The sequence below is a fragment of the Microbulbifer mixtoriginis (SeqCode) genome (assembly GCF_052467235.1).
On the sequence record NZ_CP174305.1, the window covers coordinates 2,718,420 to 2,734,213 of the forward strand.

At 53.1% G+C, this 15,794-nt stretch carries 15 protein-coding genes and 1 tRNA gene; 4 read left to right on the forward strand and 12 right to left on the reverse strand.

Annotated features, from left to right (window positions below; translation table 11 throughout):
• Positions 1-92: 92 nt before the first annotated feature.
• The 6 genes from ACJJIO_RS11910 to rpsU form a co-directional block, all read right to left on the reverse strand.
• Positions 93-169, reverse strand: a tRNA-Ile gene (locus tag ACJJIO_RS11910).
• Positions 170-478: 309 nt separating this feature from the next.
• Positions 479-898, reverse strand: a complete 420-nt coding sequence (locus ACJJIO_RS11915) for a diacylglycerol kinase (RefSeq protein WP_252084337.1) — start codon at positions 896-898, stop codon at positions 479-481.
• A 90-nt stretch (positions 899-988) separates the two neighbouring features.
• Positions 989-2,869 carry an RNA polymerase sigma factor RpoD gene (gene rpoD / locus ACJJIO_RS11920; RefSeq protein WP_444887903.1) on the reverse strand — a complete coding sequence of 627 codons (1,881 nt, stop codon included), beginning with the start codon at positions 2,867-2,869 and terminating at the stop codon, positions 989-991.
• A 195-nt stretch (positions 2,870-3,064) separates the two neighbouring features.
• Complete coding sequence (gene dnaG / locus ACJJIO_RS11925) at positions 3,065-5,026, reverse strand: DNA primase (protein WP_444908601.1); 1,962 nt, start codon at positions 5,024-5,026, stop codon at positions 3,065-3,067.
• A gap of 24 nt (positions 5,027-5,050) precedes the next feature.
• Positions 5,051-5,497 carry a GatB/YqeY domain-containing protein gene (locus tag ACJJIO_RS11930; protein WP_444883624.1) on the reverse strand — a complete coding sequence of 149 codons (447 nt, stop codon included), beginning with the start codon at positions 5,495-5,497 and terminating at the stop codon, positions 5,051-5,053.
• A gap of 201 nt (positions 5,498-5,698) precedes the next feature.
• Positions 5,699-5,914, reverse strand: a complete 216-nt coding sequence (gene rpsU, locus ACJJIO_RS11935; RefSeq protein WP_020411530.1) for a 30S ribosomal protein S21 — start codon at positions 5,912-5,914, stop codon at positions 5,699-5,701.
• A gap of 173 nt (positions 5,915-6,087) precedes the next feature.
• On the opposite strand from rpsU, the gene tsaD reads away from it, so the two are divergent.
• Genes tsaD through folK form a run of 3 tightly spaced genes read left to right on the forward strand, consistent with a single transcriptional unit; the run spans position 6,088 to position 8,051 of the window.
• The gene (tsaD, locus tag ACJJIO_RS11940; RefSeq protein WP_444908602.1) at positions 6,088-7,122 is read left to right on the forward strand and encodes a tRNA (adenosine(37)-N6)-threonylcarbamoyltransferase complex transferase subunit TsaD; all 1,035 of its coding nucleotides are present in this window, start codon (positions 6,088-6,090) and stop codon (positions 7,120-7,122) included.
• 45 nt (positions 7,123-7,167) lie between these two features.
• On the forward strand, positions 7,168-7,557 hold the full coding sequence (gene folB / locus ACJJIO_RS11945) for a dihydroneopterin aldolase (RefSeq protein ID WP_444887906.1): 390 nt from the start codon (positions 7,168-7,170) through the stop codon (positions 7,555-7,557).
• A 2-nt stretch (positions 7,558-7,559) separates the two neighbouring features.
• Entirely contained in the window at positions 7,560-8,051 is a 492-nt protein-coding gene (folK, locus tag ACJJIO_RS11950; RefSeq protein ID WP_444899186.1) for a 2-amino-4-hydroxy-6-hydroxymethyldihydropteridine diphosphokinase, read from the forward strand.
• Positions 8,052-8,119: 68 nt separating this feature from the next.
• Here the strand turns inward: folK and ACJJIO_RS11955 are convergent, their stop codons facing one another.
• The gene (locus tag ACJJIO_RS11955; RefSeq protein WP_444908603.1) at positions 8,120-9,232 is read right to left on the reverse strand and encodes an NADH:flavin oxidoreductase; all 1,113 of its coding nucleotides are present in this window, start codon (positions 9,230-9,232) and stop codon (positions 8,120-8,122) included.
• Positions 9,233-9,646: 414 nt separating this feature from the next.
• On the opposite strand from ACJJIO_RS11955, the gene ACJJIO_RS11960 reads away from it, so the two are divergent.
• Positions 9,647-10,108 (forward strand): winged helix-turn-helix transcriptional regulator, encoded by a 462-nt coding sequence (locus ACJJIO_RS11960; protein ID WP_444908604.1) that lies wholly within the window; start codon positions 9,647-9,649, stop codon positions 10,106-10,108.
• Positions 10,109-10,129: 21 nt separating this feature from the next.
• On the opposite strand, the gene ACJJIO_RS11965 is transcribed toward ACJJIO_RS11960, so the two are convergent.
• From ACJJIO_RS11965 to ACJJIO_RS11985, 5 genes are all read right to left on the reverse strand, one after another.
• Entirely contained in the window at positions 10,130-11,188 is a 1,059-nt protein-coding gene (locus ACJJIO_RS11965) for a type 1 glutamine amidotransferase domain-containing protein (protein ID WP_444908605.1), read from the reverse strand.
• A gap of 202 nt (positions 11,189-11,390) precedes the next feature.
• Positions 11,391-12,638, reverse strand: coding sequence for a sensor histidine kinase (locus tag ACJJIO_RS11970; RefSeq protein ID WP_444908606.1), 1,248 nt, complete (start codon positions 12,636-12,638; stop codon positions 11,391-11,393).
• Positions 12,622-13,317, reverse strand: a complete 696-nt coding sequence (locus ACJJIO_RS11975; RefSeq protein ID WP_413664232.1) for a response regulator transcription factor — start codon at positions 13,315-13,317, stop codon at positions 12,622-12,624. The genes ACJJIO_RS11970 and ACJJIO_RS11975 overlap by 17 nt, the downstream gene beginning before the upstream one ends.
• Before the next feature lie 103 nt (positions 13,318-13,420).
• On the reverse strand, positions 13,421-14,158 hold the full coding sequence (locus ACJJIO_RS11980) for a pteridine reductase (RefSeq protein WP_444908607.1): 738 nt from the start codon (positions 14,156-14,158) through the stop codon (positions 13,421-13,423).
• Positions 14,142-15,362, reverse strand: a complete 1,221-nt coding sequence (locus ACJJIO_RS11985; protein ID WP_444908608.1) for a multifunctional CCA addition/repair protein — start codon at positions 15,360-15,362, stop codon at positions 14,142-14,144. Before ACJJIO_RS11985 ends, ACJJIO_RS11980 begins: the two co-directional genes overlap by 17 nt.
• Positions 15,363-15,794 lie beyond the last annotated feature (432 nt).

Genomic DNA, 15,794 nt, shown 5'->3' on the forward strand with positions numbered 1-15,794 from the left:
ACTTCAACGTTGGGAGTGCGTAAGTGGGTGCTTTTCCTAGACGCCTAGAAACCCAGTGAGTCACATGAGAAGGGATTAATTGGGGATTAAAATGGTGGGCCCTCCGGGACTCGAACCCAGGACCTGCCGATTATGAGTCGGATGCTCTAACCAACTGAGCTAAGGGCCCACACTTTGCTTGCGGGTATCGTTGCAAGCGGTTGGGCAAAGTACAAGATTTTTCCTTTCAAATCAATGCCTTTGTGGCAGAAATTTCTTCTTGTCGTGTTTGCACAACAACGTCAATCTCAGTAGCTATTATTTGAGCGGTCTTTAAATTTTAACTTCCCAGCCTAGAAAGTAAGGGATGGATATCCCATTTTGAGCTTGTTGGTACGCCTGTTCAGTTTGTTGGTGTTAGTTAGTACCATTGTTCAGGTTATAGAAGGGGAGGCGTAGCCTCCCTTTTTTTATAACTAACGATTTTCAAATAGTGCGGTTAAATCGGCAACTTGGGAATCACAATACAACCCCAGACGATAAACCACATTAACAGGGCCACTGCTACTGCGGCAGAGCCGGTGTCTTTGGCGATCTTGGCCAGTGGGTGCTTCTCAGCTCCTATGCGGTCCACAGTGGCTTCAATAGCGCTATTGATAAGCTCCAAAGGCAATACCACCAGGCTAACAGCTATCAATACGGCGCGTTCAGCCGGGGTGTCTCCTACCCATAGGGCAAAAGGGACAAAGAAGATAGCGAGGATAACTTCAATACGAAAGGCTTCCTCATTACGCCAGGCGGCGCTGAGACCTTCGCTTGAATATTTGGCGGCGGCAATCAGGCGGGCAATGCCTTTTTTGCCTGGCTTGTTGGCGACTTCTTCAGACTCTTCCGGTTTATTGGCGACTTCTTTTTGCATGCTGCTCTCCTGCCATCCGTAGACCCTTGCGGGCGGTCATGATTGTGTCACATAAAAAAGCCCGGTCGAACCGGGCTTTTTCGTGGGGGCTTACTCGTCGAGGAAGCTCCGCAGGTGCTCTGATCGGGATGGGTGCCTCAGCTTACGCAGGGCCTTAGCCTCGATCTGGCGAATACGTTCACGGGTTACATCGAACTGCTTACCCACCTCTTCCAGGGTGTGGTCGGTGTTCATGTCGATACCGAAGCGCATACGCAGTACCTTGGCTTCACGCGCGGTTAGGCCGGAGAGCACGGAGCGGGTGGCGTCGTGCAGGCCGGTCTGGGTGGCGGTGTCCACCGGGGAGGACTGGTTCTGGTCCTCAATAAAGTCACCCAGGTGCGAGTCTTCATCGTCACCGATAGGAGTTTCCATGGAAATGGGCTCCTTGGCGATTTTGAGAACCTTGCGCACCTTGTCTTCCGGCATATCCATGCGCTCGCCCAGCTCCTCCGGCGTGGGTTCGCGCCCCATTTCCTGTAGCATTTGGCGGCTGATACGGTTGAGCTTGTTGATAGTCTCAATCATATGCACCGGGATACGAATGGTACGTGCCTGGTCTGCGATAGAGCGGGTAATAGCCTGGCGAATCCACCAGGTGGCGTAGGTGGAGAACTTATAGCCACGGCGGTATTCGAACTTATCCACCGCCTTCATTAGGCCGATATTGCCCTCCTGAATCAGGTCCAGGAACTGCAGGCCGCGATTGGTGTACTTCTTGGCGATAGAGATAACCAGGCGTAGGTTAGCTTCAACCATTTCCTTTTTAGCGCGGCGGGAGCGGGCCTCGCCAATGGACATACGGCGGTTGATCTCTTTGATCTGGCCTACGTCTAGACCGGAGCGCTCTTGGCACTGGGCCAGCTTGCGTTGCGCGCGAACGATATCGTCTACGACATGACGCAGGGCGTCAGAGTAGTCGCGCTTCTTTTTGATGATCGCGGGGATCCACTCTTCATTGGTTTCGTTGCCGGGAAATTCCTTGATAAAGGTCTTGCGCGGCATACGTGCACGCTTGATGCACAAATTCATAGTGATGCGCTCTTGCCTGCGCACACTATCGAGAATATCGCGAACTTCGCCGTAGAGAGGATCGAACTGGCGTGGTGCCAGTTTGAAGTAGCGGAATACCTCGGCGACGGCTTCCAAAGCAGTACCGGCTTCCTTGGAGTCGCGACCGTGGGCGGCGATGGCCTCATCGGCGGCTTTCTGCGCAGCGATCAGCGCATTCATGCGCTCGGCCAGCTCCTCTGGGTCGAGACCGCCGGCGTTTTCCTCTTCTTCCTCGCTGGAGGAATCGTCGGCGTCGTCCGAGTCATCGTCCTCTTCGCCTTCGCTTTCAGAGGACTCGCTGCTGTTGTCGCTTACTACAGCGGCTTGGCCAGCCTGGGCTCCGGGGGGCACATCTTCTGCTGGGTCGAGCCAGCCGGCGATGACATCGGGGATACGGCGCTCCTCTTTCTCGATGAGCGCGTATTCATCGATGATTTGCTGTACTGCGCCAGGCCAGTAGGCGAGGGCGGCCATCAGCTCGCGCAGGCCCTCTTCGATACGCTTGGCAATGGCGATTTCGCCCTCGCGCGTGAGCAGCTCTACAGTGCCCATTTCGCGCATATACATGCGTACCGGATCGGTGGTGCGGCCTACATCAGACTCAACTGCGGCCAGTGCGGCGGCGGCTTCGGCTGCGGCGATTTCGTCGGCGGAGCTGTCACCCTCGGCCATCAACAACTCTTCGGCATCTGGTGCGCTTTCGAACACCTTGATACCCATGTCGTTGATCATGCCAATAATGTCTTCCACCTGATCGGGATCGGAAATATCTTCCGGGAGGTGGTCATTTACCTCGGCATAGGTGAGATAGCCCTGCTCTTTACCGCGGGCGATCAACTCCTTGATACGGGAGGTTTGTTGCTGGGTTTTGTCGGTCATGCACAACCCTGAATTCTGGGGATGAAAATACGGGACAAAGACGCGGGATTATAGCGTATATGCACTAGCAATAACCACTCTAGCTGTCAAGCAACGGCTCTGGTGTGAATTTTAGGGTGCTGAGGTTCCCGTTCCCGCCCGGCGGGGTGAGTGAATATAGTGTTGAGGCCGCAGTTTTCAAGGGGTTATTGCAGATTAATTGTCTTTTCTGCGCCAGTTGGCCAATAAAGCCAGTTGTTCTTCCTGACTGAGCTGGGCACCGGCTTTTAACTGGGCCAAGAGATCGCGATTGCGCTGCTTGGCATCGGATTTTTCTAGGTGACGTAGACAGTCGTTAAATTCAGCCTGGGGATCGTATTCCAGGTTGCTATCGCCTTGGGCTAGGTGACGAACCCCGGAAACTAGGGGAGATATCGCCAGCTTAGCCAGAATATCGCTGGATTCGGCGCCGTGATGGGCGCGCCAGTGGCCGATCAATTGGCGAAAGTTAAGTTGTGGGCGGCTCTTGAAAAGCTCCACCAGCTGGGCAAATAGCAGCAGGTCTGGGTTGTCGGCGCCGAGGAACTGTTGCAAGTCCTCAATCTGCGTGGCCAGCTCGGGGTGGTGGAGGATCAGCGCTACCAGCATACGTTCAGGAGGTAGGCGATACTGGCCGGTGCGGCGTGGGCTGTCCCCAAGTGTGGGGGAATATTCAGATTCGTCTTCGCGGGGCCAGGGTTCCGGTGGAGTGCGGTGTTGGAGTTCCTCATCCTGCTCGGTAGAGAGGGGTGCGCCGGTGACAGTTGGCTGTGCCTGTGCTTGCTGTAACTGGGTGTTGCGAGCCTTCTCCGCGTGAATCACCTCCTGCAGAGTGTCTTTGTCGAGTCCGGTACGCGAGGCCAGCTGCTGGAACATCAGTTGGCGATATACGCCTCCTGGCAGCAAATCCAGCAGTGGGGCGGCCAGCTTGGACAGGCGCGCGCGGCCGTCCATGGTCTGGAGGTTGATGTCTTCGCTGAGCAGGTCGAAGAGAAAGTCCTCCAGGGGGCGGGCCTGCTCTTCTATCAGTTGCTGGAAACGTTCTCCACCCAGTTGCCGCACCAGAGTGTCGGGGTCTTCGCCTTCCGGCAGCAACAAAAAGCGTAGGCTGCGGCCGTCCTGCATATGGGGCAGGGCAGATTCCAGTGCGCGGCGGGCGGCGGCGCGGCCGGCGCGGTCACCATCAAAACAGAATAGCAATTCACTAGTATGGCGAAAGGCCAGCTGAATGTGCTCTTCGCCGCAGGCGGTGCCAAGGGTGGCGACGGCGTAGCGGATATCGAACTGTGCCAGGGCCACTACATCCATATAGCCCTCCACCACGATCAAGCGCTCTAAGTTGCGATTGGCCTGGCGCGCCTCCCACAGGCCGTAGAGTTCACGGCTCTTGTGGAAAATCGGGGTTTCCGGGGAGTTGAGGTACTTGGGCTTTTCGTCCCCCAATACCCGGCCGCCAAAGGCGATGGTGCGGCCGCGCTGGTCGCGAATGGGGAAGATGATACGGTTACGGAAGCGGTCGTAGTGATGACGCCCGCCTGGTTTGCTGTTGCCGTCACTGTCCTGGCGACGAATGGCGAGTCCTGCCAGTTCAAGCTGGTCGGCTTTTTCGGGAGTGTCGGCCAGGGCGTTGAGCAGGTTGTCCCAGCCCGGTGGTGCCAAGCCGATGTCGAAATCTCGGGCAATCTCCCCGGATAATCCGCGATTGCGCAAGTAGGCCACTGCGTTACCTGCTGCAGGGTGGTTGCGTAGCTGTTCACGGTAGAATTCTGCAGCTTTTTCCGCCAGTAGATAGAGGGATTGGCTTTCCCTCTGGCGCTTTTCCTGCCCGGGAGCCAATGCCTCTCTGGGTACTTCCAAGCCGCGGGTGGCTGCCAGTTTTTCCACGGCTTCGGGAAATGGCAGGCGATCGTATTCCATCAGGAAGCCGATTGCATTGCCGTTGGCGCCACAGCCGAAGCAGTAGTAGAACTGCTTGTCTGGGCTCACGGTAAAGGATGGGGTTTTTTCGTCGTGGAAGGGGCAGCAGGCGGAGTAGTTTTTTCCGGTCTTGCGCAGTTTTACCCTACTGTCCACCAGCTCGACGATATCTGCGCGGGCGAGCAGGTCGTCGATAAAGTGCTGGGGGATCTTGCTGGGCATACTTTTCTGTAATCCGGCTGGGCGTTAGGCCAGTCGGGCCTTAACCAATTTGCTGACTGCGCCCATATCTGCACGGCCTTGAACCTGGGGCTTCACCTGGGCAATCACTTTACCCATGTCGGCCATACCGCTGGCCCCGGTGCTCTGCACGGCGGAAGCGACAATTTCGCTAATCTCCGCTTCGGTCAACTGCTTGGGCAGGAACTCTTGGATGACTTCGATCTCCGCCTGTTCCACTGCAGCCAGCTCGGCGCGGCCGGCCTTTTCATACTGGGTGATGGAGTCGCGACGCTGTTTGGTCATCTTGTCCAGCAGAGCGAGGATACGCGCGTCATCCAGATCGATGCGCTCATCCACTTCAACTCGTTTGATCTCAGCATTGATTAAACGCAGGGTGGCAAGACGCTCTTTGTCGCGTGCTTTCATTGCGTCTTTGGTCGCTTGAGTCAGGGTGTCCTTGAGAGTGCTCATAGTGAGTGTTCCGGGATTGGCATTGATTGTGGTTTATTGGGTTGAGCGCTAAGGATAGCGCGTCCGCCGAGCATGGAGAATGCGGTTGGCAGAACGAAAAACGGCGCGCGAGTAGGGCTCGCACGCCGTTCTTTATAGCTCCGCTACGGGCTAAGCCCGTCCGGCCGCCTCGCTGCGACAGGCTTATTCAGCCTGCGGCTCTTAGTAGAGACGCTGGAACTTGCGGTTTTCGCGCTGAAGCTTTTTAGCGTGACGCTTAACAGCGGCAGCAGCTTTGCGCTTACGAACAGCGGTGGGCTTCTCGTAGAACTCGCGACGACGTACTTCAGACAGTACGCCTGCTTTTTCACAGGAGCGCTTGAAGCGGCGCAGAGCGATATCGAAAGGTTCGTTGTCTTTGATTCGTACAGAGGGCATTAGGATACCTGTTAAAATTCGTTTCTCTCGGCCATTCCGGCAATGCTCTCGCAGTTGCATCCGGTGGCCGGTTCACAGCGAGGGCGCAAATTCTAAACACTCCTATACGGGATCGCAACCCCATTTTCCAGTATGATAACCGCCCCTCGAAGTAGTCACGAGAATGAAATCAAGTGCGCGTCCTCGGTATAGAAACTTCCTGCGATGAAACTGGCGTCGCTATCTACGATTCTGAGTCCGGTCTGCTCGGCCATGCTCTATTTAGTCAGGTTGACCTGCACGCCGATTACGGCGGTGTAGTCCCTGAACTGGCAAGCCGCGACCATGTGCGCAAGCTGTTGCCGTTGGTACGGCAGGTAATGGCGAAGACCAATACCAAGCCTTCCGATTTGGGGGGTGTAGCTTATACCGCCGGTCCAGGCTTGGTTGGCGCCCTGATGGTGGGCGCCTGTGCCGGCCGCGCCCTGGCGTATGGCTGGGGGGTGCCCGCTGTGGCGGTGCATCATATGGAGGGGCATTTATTAGCTCCGATGCTGGAGGACAATCCACCGGCTTTTCCTTTTGTGGCCTTGCTGGTCTCTGGTGGTCATACCCAATTAGTCGAAGTGCGCGGTCTTGGCGACTACGAACTGATGGGGGAATCCCTGGACGATGCCGCTGGCGAAGCTTTTGACAAGGCCGCCAAGATGCTCGATCTGGACTACCCCGGTGGTCCGCGATTGGCAGCCTTGGCTGAGAAAGGTGATCCCAAGCGCTTTACATTCCCTCGCCCTATGACGGATCGACCGGGGCTGGATTTCAGCTTTTCGGGCTTAAAAACCTTCACCCTGACCACTGTGCGTCAGCACGCCCTCGAAGATGGCCTGCCGGATGAACAGACCTGTGCGGATATTGCGGCAGCCTTCCAAGAGGCGGTCGTGGATACTCTAGTGATTAAATGTCGTCGTGCAATTAAAGCCTCTGGTTATAAAACTCTGGTAATTGCCGGTGGGGTTTCCGCGAATAAGTTGTTGCGTGAACGTTTGGAAATGAGCCTGCGCAAGGATAGTGCCAGCGTCTACTACCCCCGTCATGAGTTTTGCACCGATAACGGCGCTATGATCGCCTATGCCGGTAGTCTGCGTTTGCAAGCCGGAGAACAGACGAGCCTTGCAGTTGATGTGCGTCCACGTTGGCCAATGACAGAATTGCCCAAGACCGAACTTTAAGAAATCCCAGGGGCATCCTGGCAGTAAAAAGAAAAGAGCCGATAAATGGATATTGTTTATATACGGGATTTAAAGGTGAATACCATTATCGGTATTTACGAGTGGGAGCGGGAAGTACGCCAGACTGTCAGCCTTGATATAGAAATGGCTTTCGATATCAGCGAGGCGGCGCGTACAGACAATATCGAGCACACACTTAACTATAAGGCGGTGGCCAAGCGCTTGATCGCTTTTATTGAAAGCAGCGAGTTCTTGCTGGTGGAAACTATGGCGGAACAGGCTGCGGCAATTGTCAGGGAAGAGTTTTCCGTAAGCTGGCTGCGACTGCGTTTGTCCAAGCCGGGTGCGGTCCGAGGGTCCAGGGATGTGGGTGTCATTATTGAGCGTGGCGAAAGGCCAGCAAAAGGTGCAGCAGCGATGTCTGCGGGAGTGTAAACGTGGCTCAGGTGTATCTTAGCCTCGGCAGTAATATCAATCGCGCGCAATATATCCGCGCAGCGCTGGATGCCCTTGCAGGACAGTTTGGCGACTTGAAGGTGTCTCAGGTTTTCGAGAGCGAAGCGGTAGGATTCCCAGGGGATAATTTTTACAATCTGGTGGTGGGGCTACAAACTGACCTGCCAGTAGGACAGCTGGCCCTGTGTCTGCGTGGTATCGAAGATGCCAACGGCCGCCTGCGCTCTGGACCTAAATTCAGTGCGCGCACCCTGGATATTGATATTCTTACCTATGATCAACTTACGGGGACTATCGATGGAGTGAAATTGCCTCGAGGTGAGATTGTAAAAAATGCCTTTGTTTTACAGCCTTTGGCAGAGATTGCTCCGGAAGTATTGCATCCGATCGAGCAGAAAACTTACCGTCAGTTGTGGAATGAGTACGACCAGGCTTCACAAAAATTGTGGCCGGTAGAATTTATTTGGCCGTGATTCCAATAATTTTTTAAAAAATGTAGATAAAAAGCAGCCTTTAGAGGCTGCTTTTTTGTCAGTAAAAATTAACTCAGGCTCATTAGTGCCTCTTTGGTAAACGGAGTGATTTCCTCCGCGCGATCTTCACGTACCTTAGCGAACCAGTGTGAGTCTTGTAATAGTGCGCGGCCAACGGCAATCAGGTCGAACTCCTGGTTGTCCATACGACGAGTTAGTTCGCCTAGATCGGTAGGGTTGGCAGTACCGCCCATGCCCTGGTTATTGCCGCCGATAAAATCATCGTCAAGGCCGACACTGCCGACAGAAATTACTGGTTTTCCAGTCAGCTCCTTGGTCCAGCCTGCCAGGTTGAGATCAGAACCCTCAAATTCTGGCACCCAGAAGCGTCTTGTAGAAGCGTGGAAAATATCAACGCCGGCTTCAAGTAGCGGAGTCAGGAAGCGTTTCAGTTCTTCCGGGTTTTGCGCCAACTTGGCTTCGTAATCCTGCTGCTTCCATTGGGAGTAGCGCAGCACTATGGCGAAATCTTCGCCTACGGCCTCACGTACCGCTTTGATAATTTCCACTGCAAAGCGGGTGCGATTTTCGATGGAGCCACCGTACTCGTCATCGCGTTGGTTGGTACCTTCCCAGAAAAACTGGTCGATCAGGTAGCCGTGGGCGCCGTGAATCTCTACGCCGTCAAACCCAATTTCCTTGGCTGCTTTCGCCGCGTCTGCAAAAGCTTGTACAACTTCCCGAATGTCCTCTTTGCTCATCGCCTGGCCATTGGGCTTGCCGGGTTTGAACAGGCCTGAGGGGGAGTAGCCGGGTACTGATTTATCCGGGCCTGTGCCCTCTTTGCGCACGGAGCCTACGTGCCATAACTGCGGGATAATCTGGCCACCGGCAGCGTGTACTTCGTCTACCACTTTTTTCCAGCCGGCGAGAGCGGCTTCACCGTAGATTGCCGGTACATTCTCGTAGCCGTTGGCAGCTTTATGATTAACGAAGGTGCCTTCGGTAATAATCAGTCCCACTTCACCTTCAGCTCGACGGCGGTAATAGCCGGCCACTTGGTCATTGGCTGTATAGCCCGGTGACATAGTGCGTGTCATGGGGGCCATTGCGACCCGGTTGCGCAGCTTTAGGGATTTATGCTCGAAAGGACGCAGTAGGTTGTCCAGGGAACCACTCATATTTCTCTCCTGAATGTCTCGATTCAACACTGGGACTCACTGGTCCCACTAGGTCACAATTAAAATGGTTGCGTTATAAGACCTTATTTTAAGGTTGAGTTCAATATCTGGTTTCGTATTGCAACTCTTTTGTCGGTATAATGGCTAGGGAGCCTCTGAATAACTCCGTAATGCCTCTGCGGGCCATGAAGGCTGCAGATGTTAGGCGCAGCTCGCCGCGAATGGCTCAGTCCTTTGCAAGAGCTGCAACGCAGCAGCTGTGGCCTTCAAGGCCCGCCCTTCGGGGCTTGCAGAGCGATTCACACTCCGCGTTGCGACTTCTTGAAAGGTCTAGACATTCTTGCGAAGCCGCGCCTTTATTGTGAACCGCTCTGCATGCCAGAGGTATCACGGAGTTATTTAGAGGCTCCCTATATGTCACGTAAACGCTTTGATGATCTTGATTGCTCCCTGGCTTGCGCCCTAAATGAGGTGGGGGACTGGTGGTCCCTGCTGATAATTAAGCAGGCGATGCTGGGTACCCGCCGTTTTGTGGATTTCCAAAGAAGCCTGGGAATTGCCAAAAATATCCTTGTGGATCGGTTATCCCGTCTGGTGGAAAACGAGGTTCTGGTGCGCTTTGATGCGGGTGAACACGGCACTCGCTACGAGTACCGCTTAACGGAAAAAGGTCGGGACTTGTTTACGGTGGTAATCGCCCTACGCCAGTGGAATCTGCGCTGGAACGGCAATAAAGATGGGATGCATCTGGTCGATAAAAAAAATGGTGAGCCTATCTCCGAAGTGGCTGTGCAGAATGCCCAGGGACAAAAACTCAGTATTCGCGATGTATTATTTGTGGATGAAAATGGCCAGCCCCTAGAGCAGGCTGGCTAGTTGGCTTTTTGAGGGGCTCAATCAATCCTGGCTCTTGGACAGCAGTCTGATTATGTCCAGAGCCCTGCCCGGCTCCCAACGCATAACAGAGATAACGCCGTGCATGGCCAGTAGGCGCTGGTCTATTTTCCCCTTCTTCTGAAGCTTTTGTAATTTCTCTGTGGCCTCGGTAAAGCCACTCTGCTCATAAGTGAGTAGTAATTTGACGGTCTGCTCCGCCGGAGTGATTTGGCGTGGAACAGGGGTGTACCCCATCGCGCTTACCATACTCTCAGCCGCCAGCCAGGTGGACCAGGGGTTTTGCCCGGTAATAAGCTGGCCATCCACGCTGACTTGTTCCAGGTAAGTGGGCCCAGCCTGAAAAAACGCGCCTTGCTCACGTAAGCGATCCTCAAGCAGGAATGGAAATCGTTGCTCGGCGTCAGGGATAAGAAAAAGCTCCTCTTCGTTAGTAAAAGCACTGATCTGCCGATCGGCGATTAAGAGCTTGCCATTATCCAGGGTGACATTGGCAAGGGCTGCTGGCCCGTGGCATACCGCTCCGATAATTTTGCCGCTGTTATAGATTTCCCGCACCAGGGACTGGATATGGGGATTGTCAGGGAAATCGAACATAGTGCCTTTACCGCCGACAAAAAATACGGCCTGGTAATCCTCTGCTGATACCTGATCGATAGGAATACTGTTGTTGACCTTTTGTTGTGCCTCCGGGTCATTGAGAAAGGCATAGTCGAAAGGCCCCAGATCATCTTTATCGATCACCGCAGGCGGTTTGCCGCCTTTGGGACTGGCAATATCGATAATAAATCCGTTGGCTGAAAAGATGTAATAGGGGCGTGCCAGTTCAGTTAATTCATAACCAGTTGCCTTGCCACTATCTCCCATCGTTTCAGTACTGGTGACAACAGCTAAGATTTTTCCTCGGCTTTCCCTGGGTAATTGTTGTAAATACGGCAGGTCACTTACTGTCGTAGTGGAAAAGTCCTGCTCTTGGGGTGGAATTAGGCCCTTAATCCAAATAATAAAACCAAAAAATACGGACAAAGTCAGTGCCAGGGAAATAACAATTTTCTTCAACATATTAATCTCCAAAATTGCAGTAGTAGACGGAAAATCTTCTAGTGAGTTCGTAGGAGAATAAGGGATGGAAGGTGAAATTCAGGTGAGATTGTAATTGCTATTTAGGAAGAAAGAAAAAGCTGCACTCGAGATCGTATAAGGTATGGATGCCGATTCACTGTGCATATCGAGCGCATACGGTAAAAATTTGAATCTTAGAACGCTACTGTGTAAAAGACAGAGCGCACTGATAAGTATTGTTTCGACATTGGATTGAGATGGTCCAATTTAAGGCTTCACAGATTCTCTTGGCCAGGAAAAGGCCTTGACCAATACCATCACTGCCTTCCCTTTTTTGGCCGGGTAAGAGGGAGGTTTCTAGATCTAATTGGTTGTCTGTGGCGTTCTCAAAAAAGAGTGTGTCCCCCTTATAGGTAATAACCAATTCAGGGCTGGTAGCGTGCTGTAATGCATTGCTGATCAAGTTGTCGAAGAGCAGACTTACCAGGTGTCGATTGGCCAGGACTCTGACTTTGTGCCCTAACTTTAAATCAACATTAAAATGCTTTTGTACAATTAACTGGTGTTGAGCTAAAAGACGTTCCTCTAGTAAAGCGCACAACGGGATATCTTCCGACTGTAGAGACTCAGAGCGGGCGAGGGCTAATAGTGTCTTAACGGTTTTTTCCATACCGGTAACAGTTTCTAATAGCTCATTTTTCTCAGCTAAAGTCATTTCCCGATTTTGACTGAGAGCCAGCGTGCTTTTCAGAATGGTTAGCCCGGTGCGCAACTCATGGCTTGTATCCCGGGTAAACTCAGTTTCCCTGCGCAATGTTAGCTTGAGCTGGTTAAGAGTATCTTGCAACGTACTTGCGAGATAACCGATTTCATCTTGTTCATTGTTATAGGGCAGGGAAATTTGAGAATCGCAGTTTCTCTGCCGCTGAACTGCTTTAGCGAGGGTTACTACAGGCGCGATGGTTTTACGGGAAATACGAAAAGCACAATAGAGGGCTAAGAGTAGGGTCAAGATACAGGCGCTGGCAAAAAGCCAGAGAAGCTTTGAAGATTGTCGGGTAACAGTGAGCAATTCACTGACTTCAGCTACGAGAACGGCGGAATGGTTGTCCGGAAAATGTACTCTGCGTAAATGGAAGTGATGTTCAGTATCACTAAACCACTCAGCCTTTTCTGCATAGCTTGGTAAGGCAGTGCGCAGTTCGGCCGGAATTATTTTGCTTTCAGTGTATAGCGTTAAATAGGGTAGGCGTGGCTCTGGGGTCGCATTAGTCAGTCTTGCCTGCTGTTCGAGGTAGCGGACTTCTCCGGCCAATAAGTTATCGAGTAAATGGTCTTCAACTACATAGGCCACCATCATACAAATGGCAAAAAACACCAAGCATAGCAGCAGGGTAAAACTGCCAAAAATAGCGAAGACCTTCCTCTGTAAATTACTGGTTTCGCGCATTGGGAGTTTCCAACTGATAACCGAGATTGGTGATGGTTTTCAACATAGGGGCCTGGAAAGGCTTATCCAGTGTTTGGCGAAGACTATAAATGTGGGATTTTAAGGCGTCTGTTTCTGGGGGTTCATCACCCCAAATATGGTGGATTATTGCCGAGCGGCTTACTGGTGCTGGCGACGCCTGGGCGAGCATAGTGAGAATGCGAAAACCGATAGTTGTCAGGGGCAGAGGTTGTTTATCCCGGTAGGCCGTTTGCTGGCGCTGGTTTATCTGTAAATCACCGACCTTAATTTCTTCACTGGTATGCAGCTGGTGTCTACGTGCCAGGGCACGGCATCTCAGTATCAGTTCCCTTGGTTCGAAGGGCTTACATAAGTAGTCATCGGCACCGATACCAAATCCGCGTTCTTTATCTGCGAGAGCATCTCGGGCAGTTAACATCAGAATTGGCATGTTAACTGGCGCTTGTGCCTTGATCTTTTCGCAGACCTCTAAGCCGTCCATATCCGGCAGGCCCAGGTCGAGAATAATCAGGTCGAAGATTTGTTCCAGGGCCAGCTGTAAGCCCTGGCGGCCCCGCTGGGCATAATCTATCTGCCAGCCCTCAGCGTGCAGGAATTCGGCAAGCTGGCGGGCGATAGTGGGGTTATCTTCAATCAACAATATCTTCAGTGAGCGCACCGGCAAATCTCTTTTGGCAGAGGAAGTTGCAAAACATTCTGACAGAGTGCCGGTGAAATTGAAGTGAAGCCTCGTTGTTGGACTGTTTATTGGTTGGACTGCTCTAGATATTGAGGTTGCGGCCGCCGTCAACGGCAATAACCTGACCGTTGATATAGGGGGCGTCACAGACCAGGAAGCGCACGGTTTTGGCGATATCACTGGGGTCACCGGTTCGGGCCAAAGGAATGCGCTGGGTGATCTGTGCTTTCTTGGCTTCGTTAGTTGCCTCTTGCTCTGGCCAAAGAATGGCACCGGGGGCGACTGCATTGACCTGGACCTGGGGAGACAGCTCCAGAGCGAGGCTTTTTGTCAGCATTACTAGCCCAGCCTTGGCGGCGCAGTAAATAGTGTGCTCGGGCATCGGGCGCTCGGCGTGAATATCCGCCATATTAACAACGCAACCCTGTTGTTGGCTGAGTGTTTCTTTCAGGGCCTGAGTGAGAAAGAAAGGGGCTTTGAGGTTGCTGCCTACCAGCCGATCCCAGTCCTCCTCGGTCGCATTTCCCACAGGTGTGGGGTGAAATGCTGAGGCATTGTTGACCAGAACATCAATACTGCCCCAGGCCTCTTGTGCGCGTTGGGCCAGATTGGAACAGGCTTCGGCGCTATTCAACTCACTGTGCAACGCTATGGCAGAGTTGGGGCGACGTTGGTTCAGCTCGTTTGCCAGGGCCTTGGCAGCATCAGCCGAGTTGCGATAGTGAATAACAACTCTGTGATCTTTATGTAGCTCCTCAGCAATAGCACGGCCCAGGCGTGCGGCGGCACCGGTAATCAACACATTACGCAATGTAGTCATCCTTTACTTTGGCGATTGCCTTGATACGCTCCCGGTCCAATGCTTGCCCCAGTTTCGCACCCTGGTAGCCCTGTTTAATCAACTCCTCGGCAGTTACTGCCGCTGCCTCATCTCGAGCGGCGCGTAAAAATTCCACCTGTGGATAATCTCGATTCTCCAGCCCCTCACGACCTCGGGCATCTGCCTCACAGGCGCGAAGAAAGTTTTCAAATCGTTCGGGACGTCGAAAGGCATCCAGACTGCGGATCATCTTCATAATGCTCTGTGGGCGCAATTCGAAGGCTCTGTGGCAATGCAGGTGATATTCGCAGACCCCGACAGCTAGTGCAGTCAGGTCTTTTGGGGTACGCCAGCGCTCACAGACGGCCTTTACCAGGGGCACGCCGGCGGCCTCATGGCCGTGGTGACTGGGGAGAATCTCCTCGGGAGTCAGTCCTTTGCCCAGGTCGTGTAGCAGTACTGCAAAACGCAAGGGGAGCTCTGCCGGTGCGGCGCGCAGGGCTAGCAGTACGTGTTCTCCAGTGTCCACTTCGGGGTGGTGTTTGGGCGGCTGGGGAACACCAAACAAATTCTCTAATTCTGGTAACAGTACCGAGAGGGCACCGCAGTCTCGCAGTACTCGAATAAAAATATCGGGGTCTGGCTCGGTAAGCGCCCGGCTGACCTCTTTCCAGACTCTCTCGGCCACCAGATATTCCACTTCACCCGCTTCTACCATCTGGCGCATGAGTATCATGGTTTCAGGGGCAACGCTAAAGCCAAGGTGATGGTAGCGGGCGGCAAAGCGGGCCACTCGCAGAACTCTTAGCGGGTCTTCGGCAAAAGCAGGGGAAACATGGCGCAAAAGCCGTGCCTCCAGATCTTTCTGCCCGCCGTAGGGGTCAATTAGCTTGCCGTCGGTGTCTTCTGCAATGGCATTAATAGTGAGATCTCGCCGCAGGAGATCCTCTTCCAGGGTGATATTGGCATCGGCGTTAACGGTAAAACCGCCATAGCCGTGTCCGCTCTTTCTTTCGGTGCGAGCGAGCGCGTATTCTTCACCGGTCTCAGGGTGTAGGAATACTGGAAAATCTTTGCCGACTGGGCTGTATCCGAGATCCTGCATTCTATTTACATCTGCCCCAACCACTACCCAGTCACGCTCGGTGACTGGACGATTCAAAAGTCTGTCGCGCACTGCGCCGCCAACAAGGTAGATCTTCAAAAATTGTTCTCCAGAGCTGGAGATATCATTAATTCGGTAGGTGATTGTACTGCCATAAGTCCATTTATTCCGGCAATGTCCGCAGGGGTGCTGCTGGATAAGAATGCAGGGAAGGAGAGTCAGAGGTTTTGGCAAGATAAAAAAAAGGCCCCGAAAAAACAAGGGGGCCCAGGGTCTTAGGGTATTCGCTTAGCAAACATCTAATTGCCAATAGCGGGATCGCTGACTTACCGGCCATACCCGCTGGAGAGGATCTGGCGACACACTGGTACCGCTAAATCTGAAGTCATTCTATGTGACCTGTCATACCTGTCAACTATATCTTTTAGTATTTTTTGAGGGGGTTGTATCTCTGTTCGTTAACTAAATACATGGACCGAATTTCGGGCTGGTTTTGCAGCATTGAACAGCATAATTTATAGGGGCGATCCT

Excerpts from the sequence above, each read along its gene's own strand:
- ACJJIO_RS11915 (WP_252084337.1), bottom strand. The coding sequence starts at position 898 with ATGCAAAAAGAAGTCGCCAATAAACCGGAAGAGTCTGAAGAAGTCGCC.
- rpoD (WP_444887903.1), bottom strand. The coding sequence starts at position 2,869 with ATGACCGACAAAACCCAGCAACAAACCTCCCGTATCAAGGAGTTGATC.
- dnaG (WP_444908601.1), bottom strand. The coding sequence starts at position 5,026 with ATGCCCAGCAAGATCCCCCAGCACTTTATCGACGACCTGCTCGCCCGC.
- ACJJIO_RS11930 (WP_444883624.1), bottom strand. The coding sequence starts at position 5,497 with ATGAGCACTCTCAAGGACACCCTGACTCAAGCGACCAAAGACGCAATG.
- rpsU (WP_020411530.1), bottom strand. The coding sequence starts at position 5,914 with ATGCCCTCTGTACGAATCAAAGACAACGAACCTTTCGATATCGCTCTG.
- folB (WP_444887906.1), top strand. The coding sequence starts at position 7,168 with ATGGATATTGTTTATATACGGGATTTAAAGGTGAATACCATTATCGGT.
- ACJJIO_RS11955 (WP_444908603.1), bottom strand. The coding sequence starts at position 9,232 with ATGAGTGGTTCCCTGGACAACCTACTGCGTCCTTTCGAGCATAAATCC.
- ACJJIO_RS11960 (WP_444908604.1), top strand. The coding sequence starts at position 9,647 with ATGTCACGTAAACGCTTTGATGATCTTGATTGCTCCCTGGCTTGCGCC.
- ACJJIO_RS11965 (WP_444908605.1), bottom strand. The coding sequence starts at position 11,188 with ATGTTGAAGAAAATTGTTATTTCCCTGGCACTGACTTTGTCCGTATTT.
- ACJJIO_RS11970 (WP_444908606.1), bottom strand. The coding sequence starts at position 12,638 with ATGCGCGAAACCAGTAATTTACAGAGGAAGGTCTTCGCTATTTTTGGC.
- ACJJIO_RS11980 (WP_444908607.1), bottom strand. The coding sequence starts at position 14,158 with ATGACTACATTGCGTAATGTGTTGATTACCGGTGCCGCCGCACGCCTG.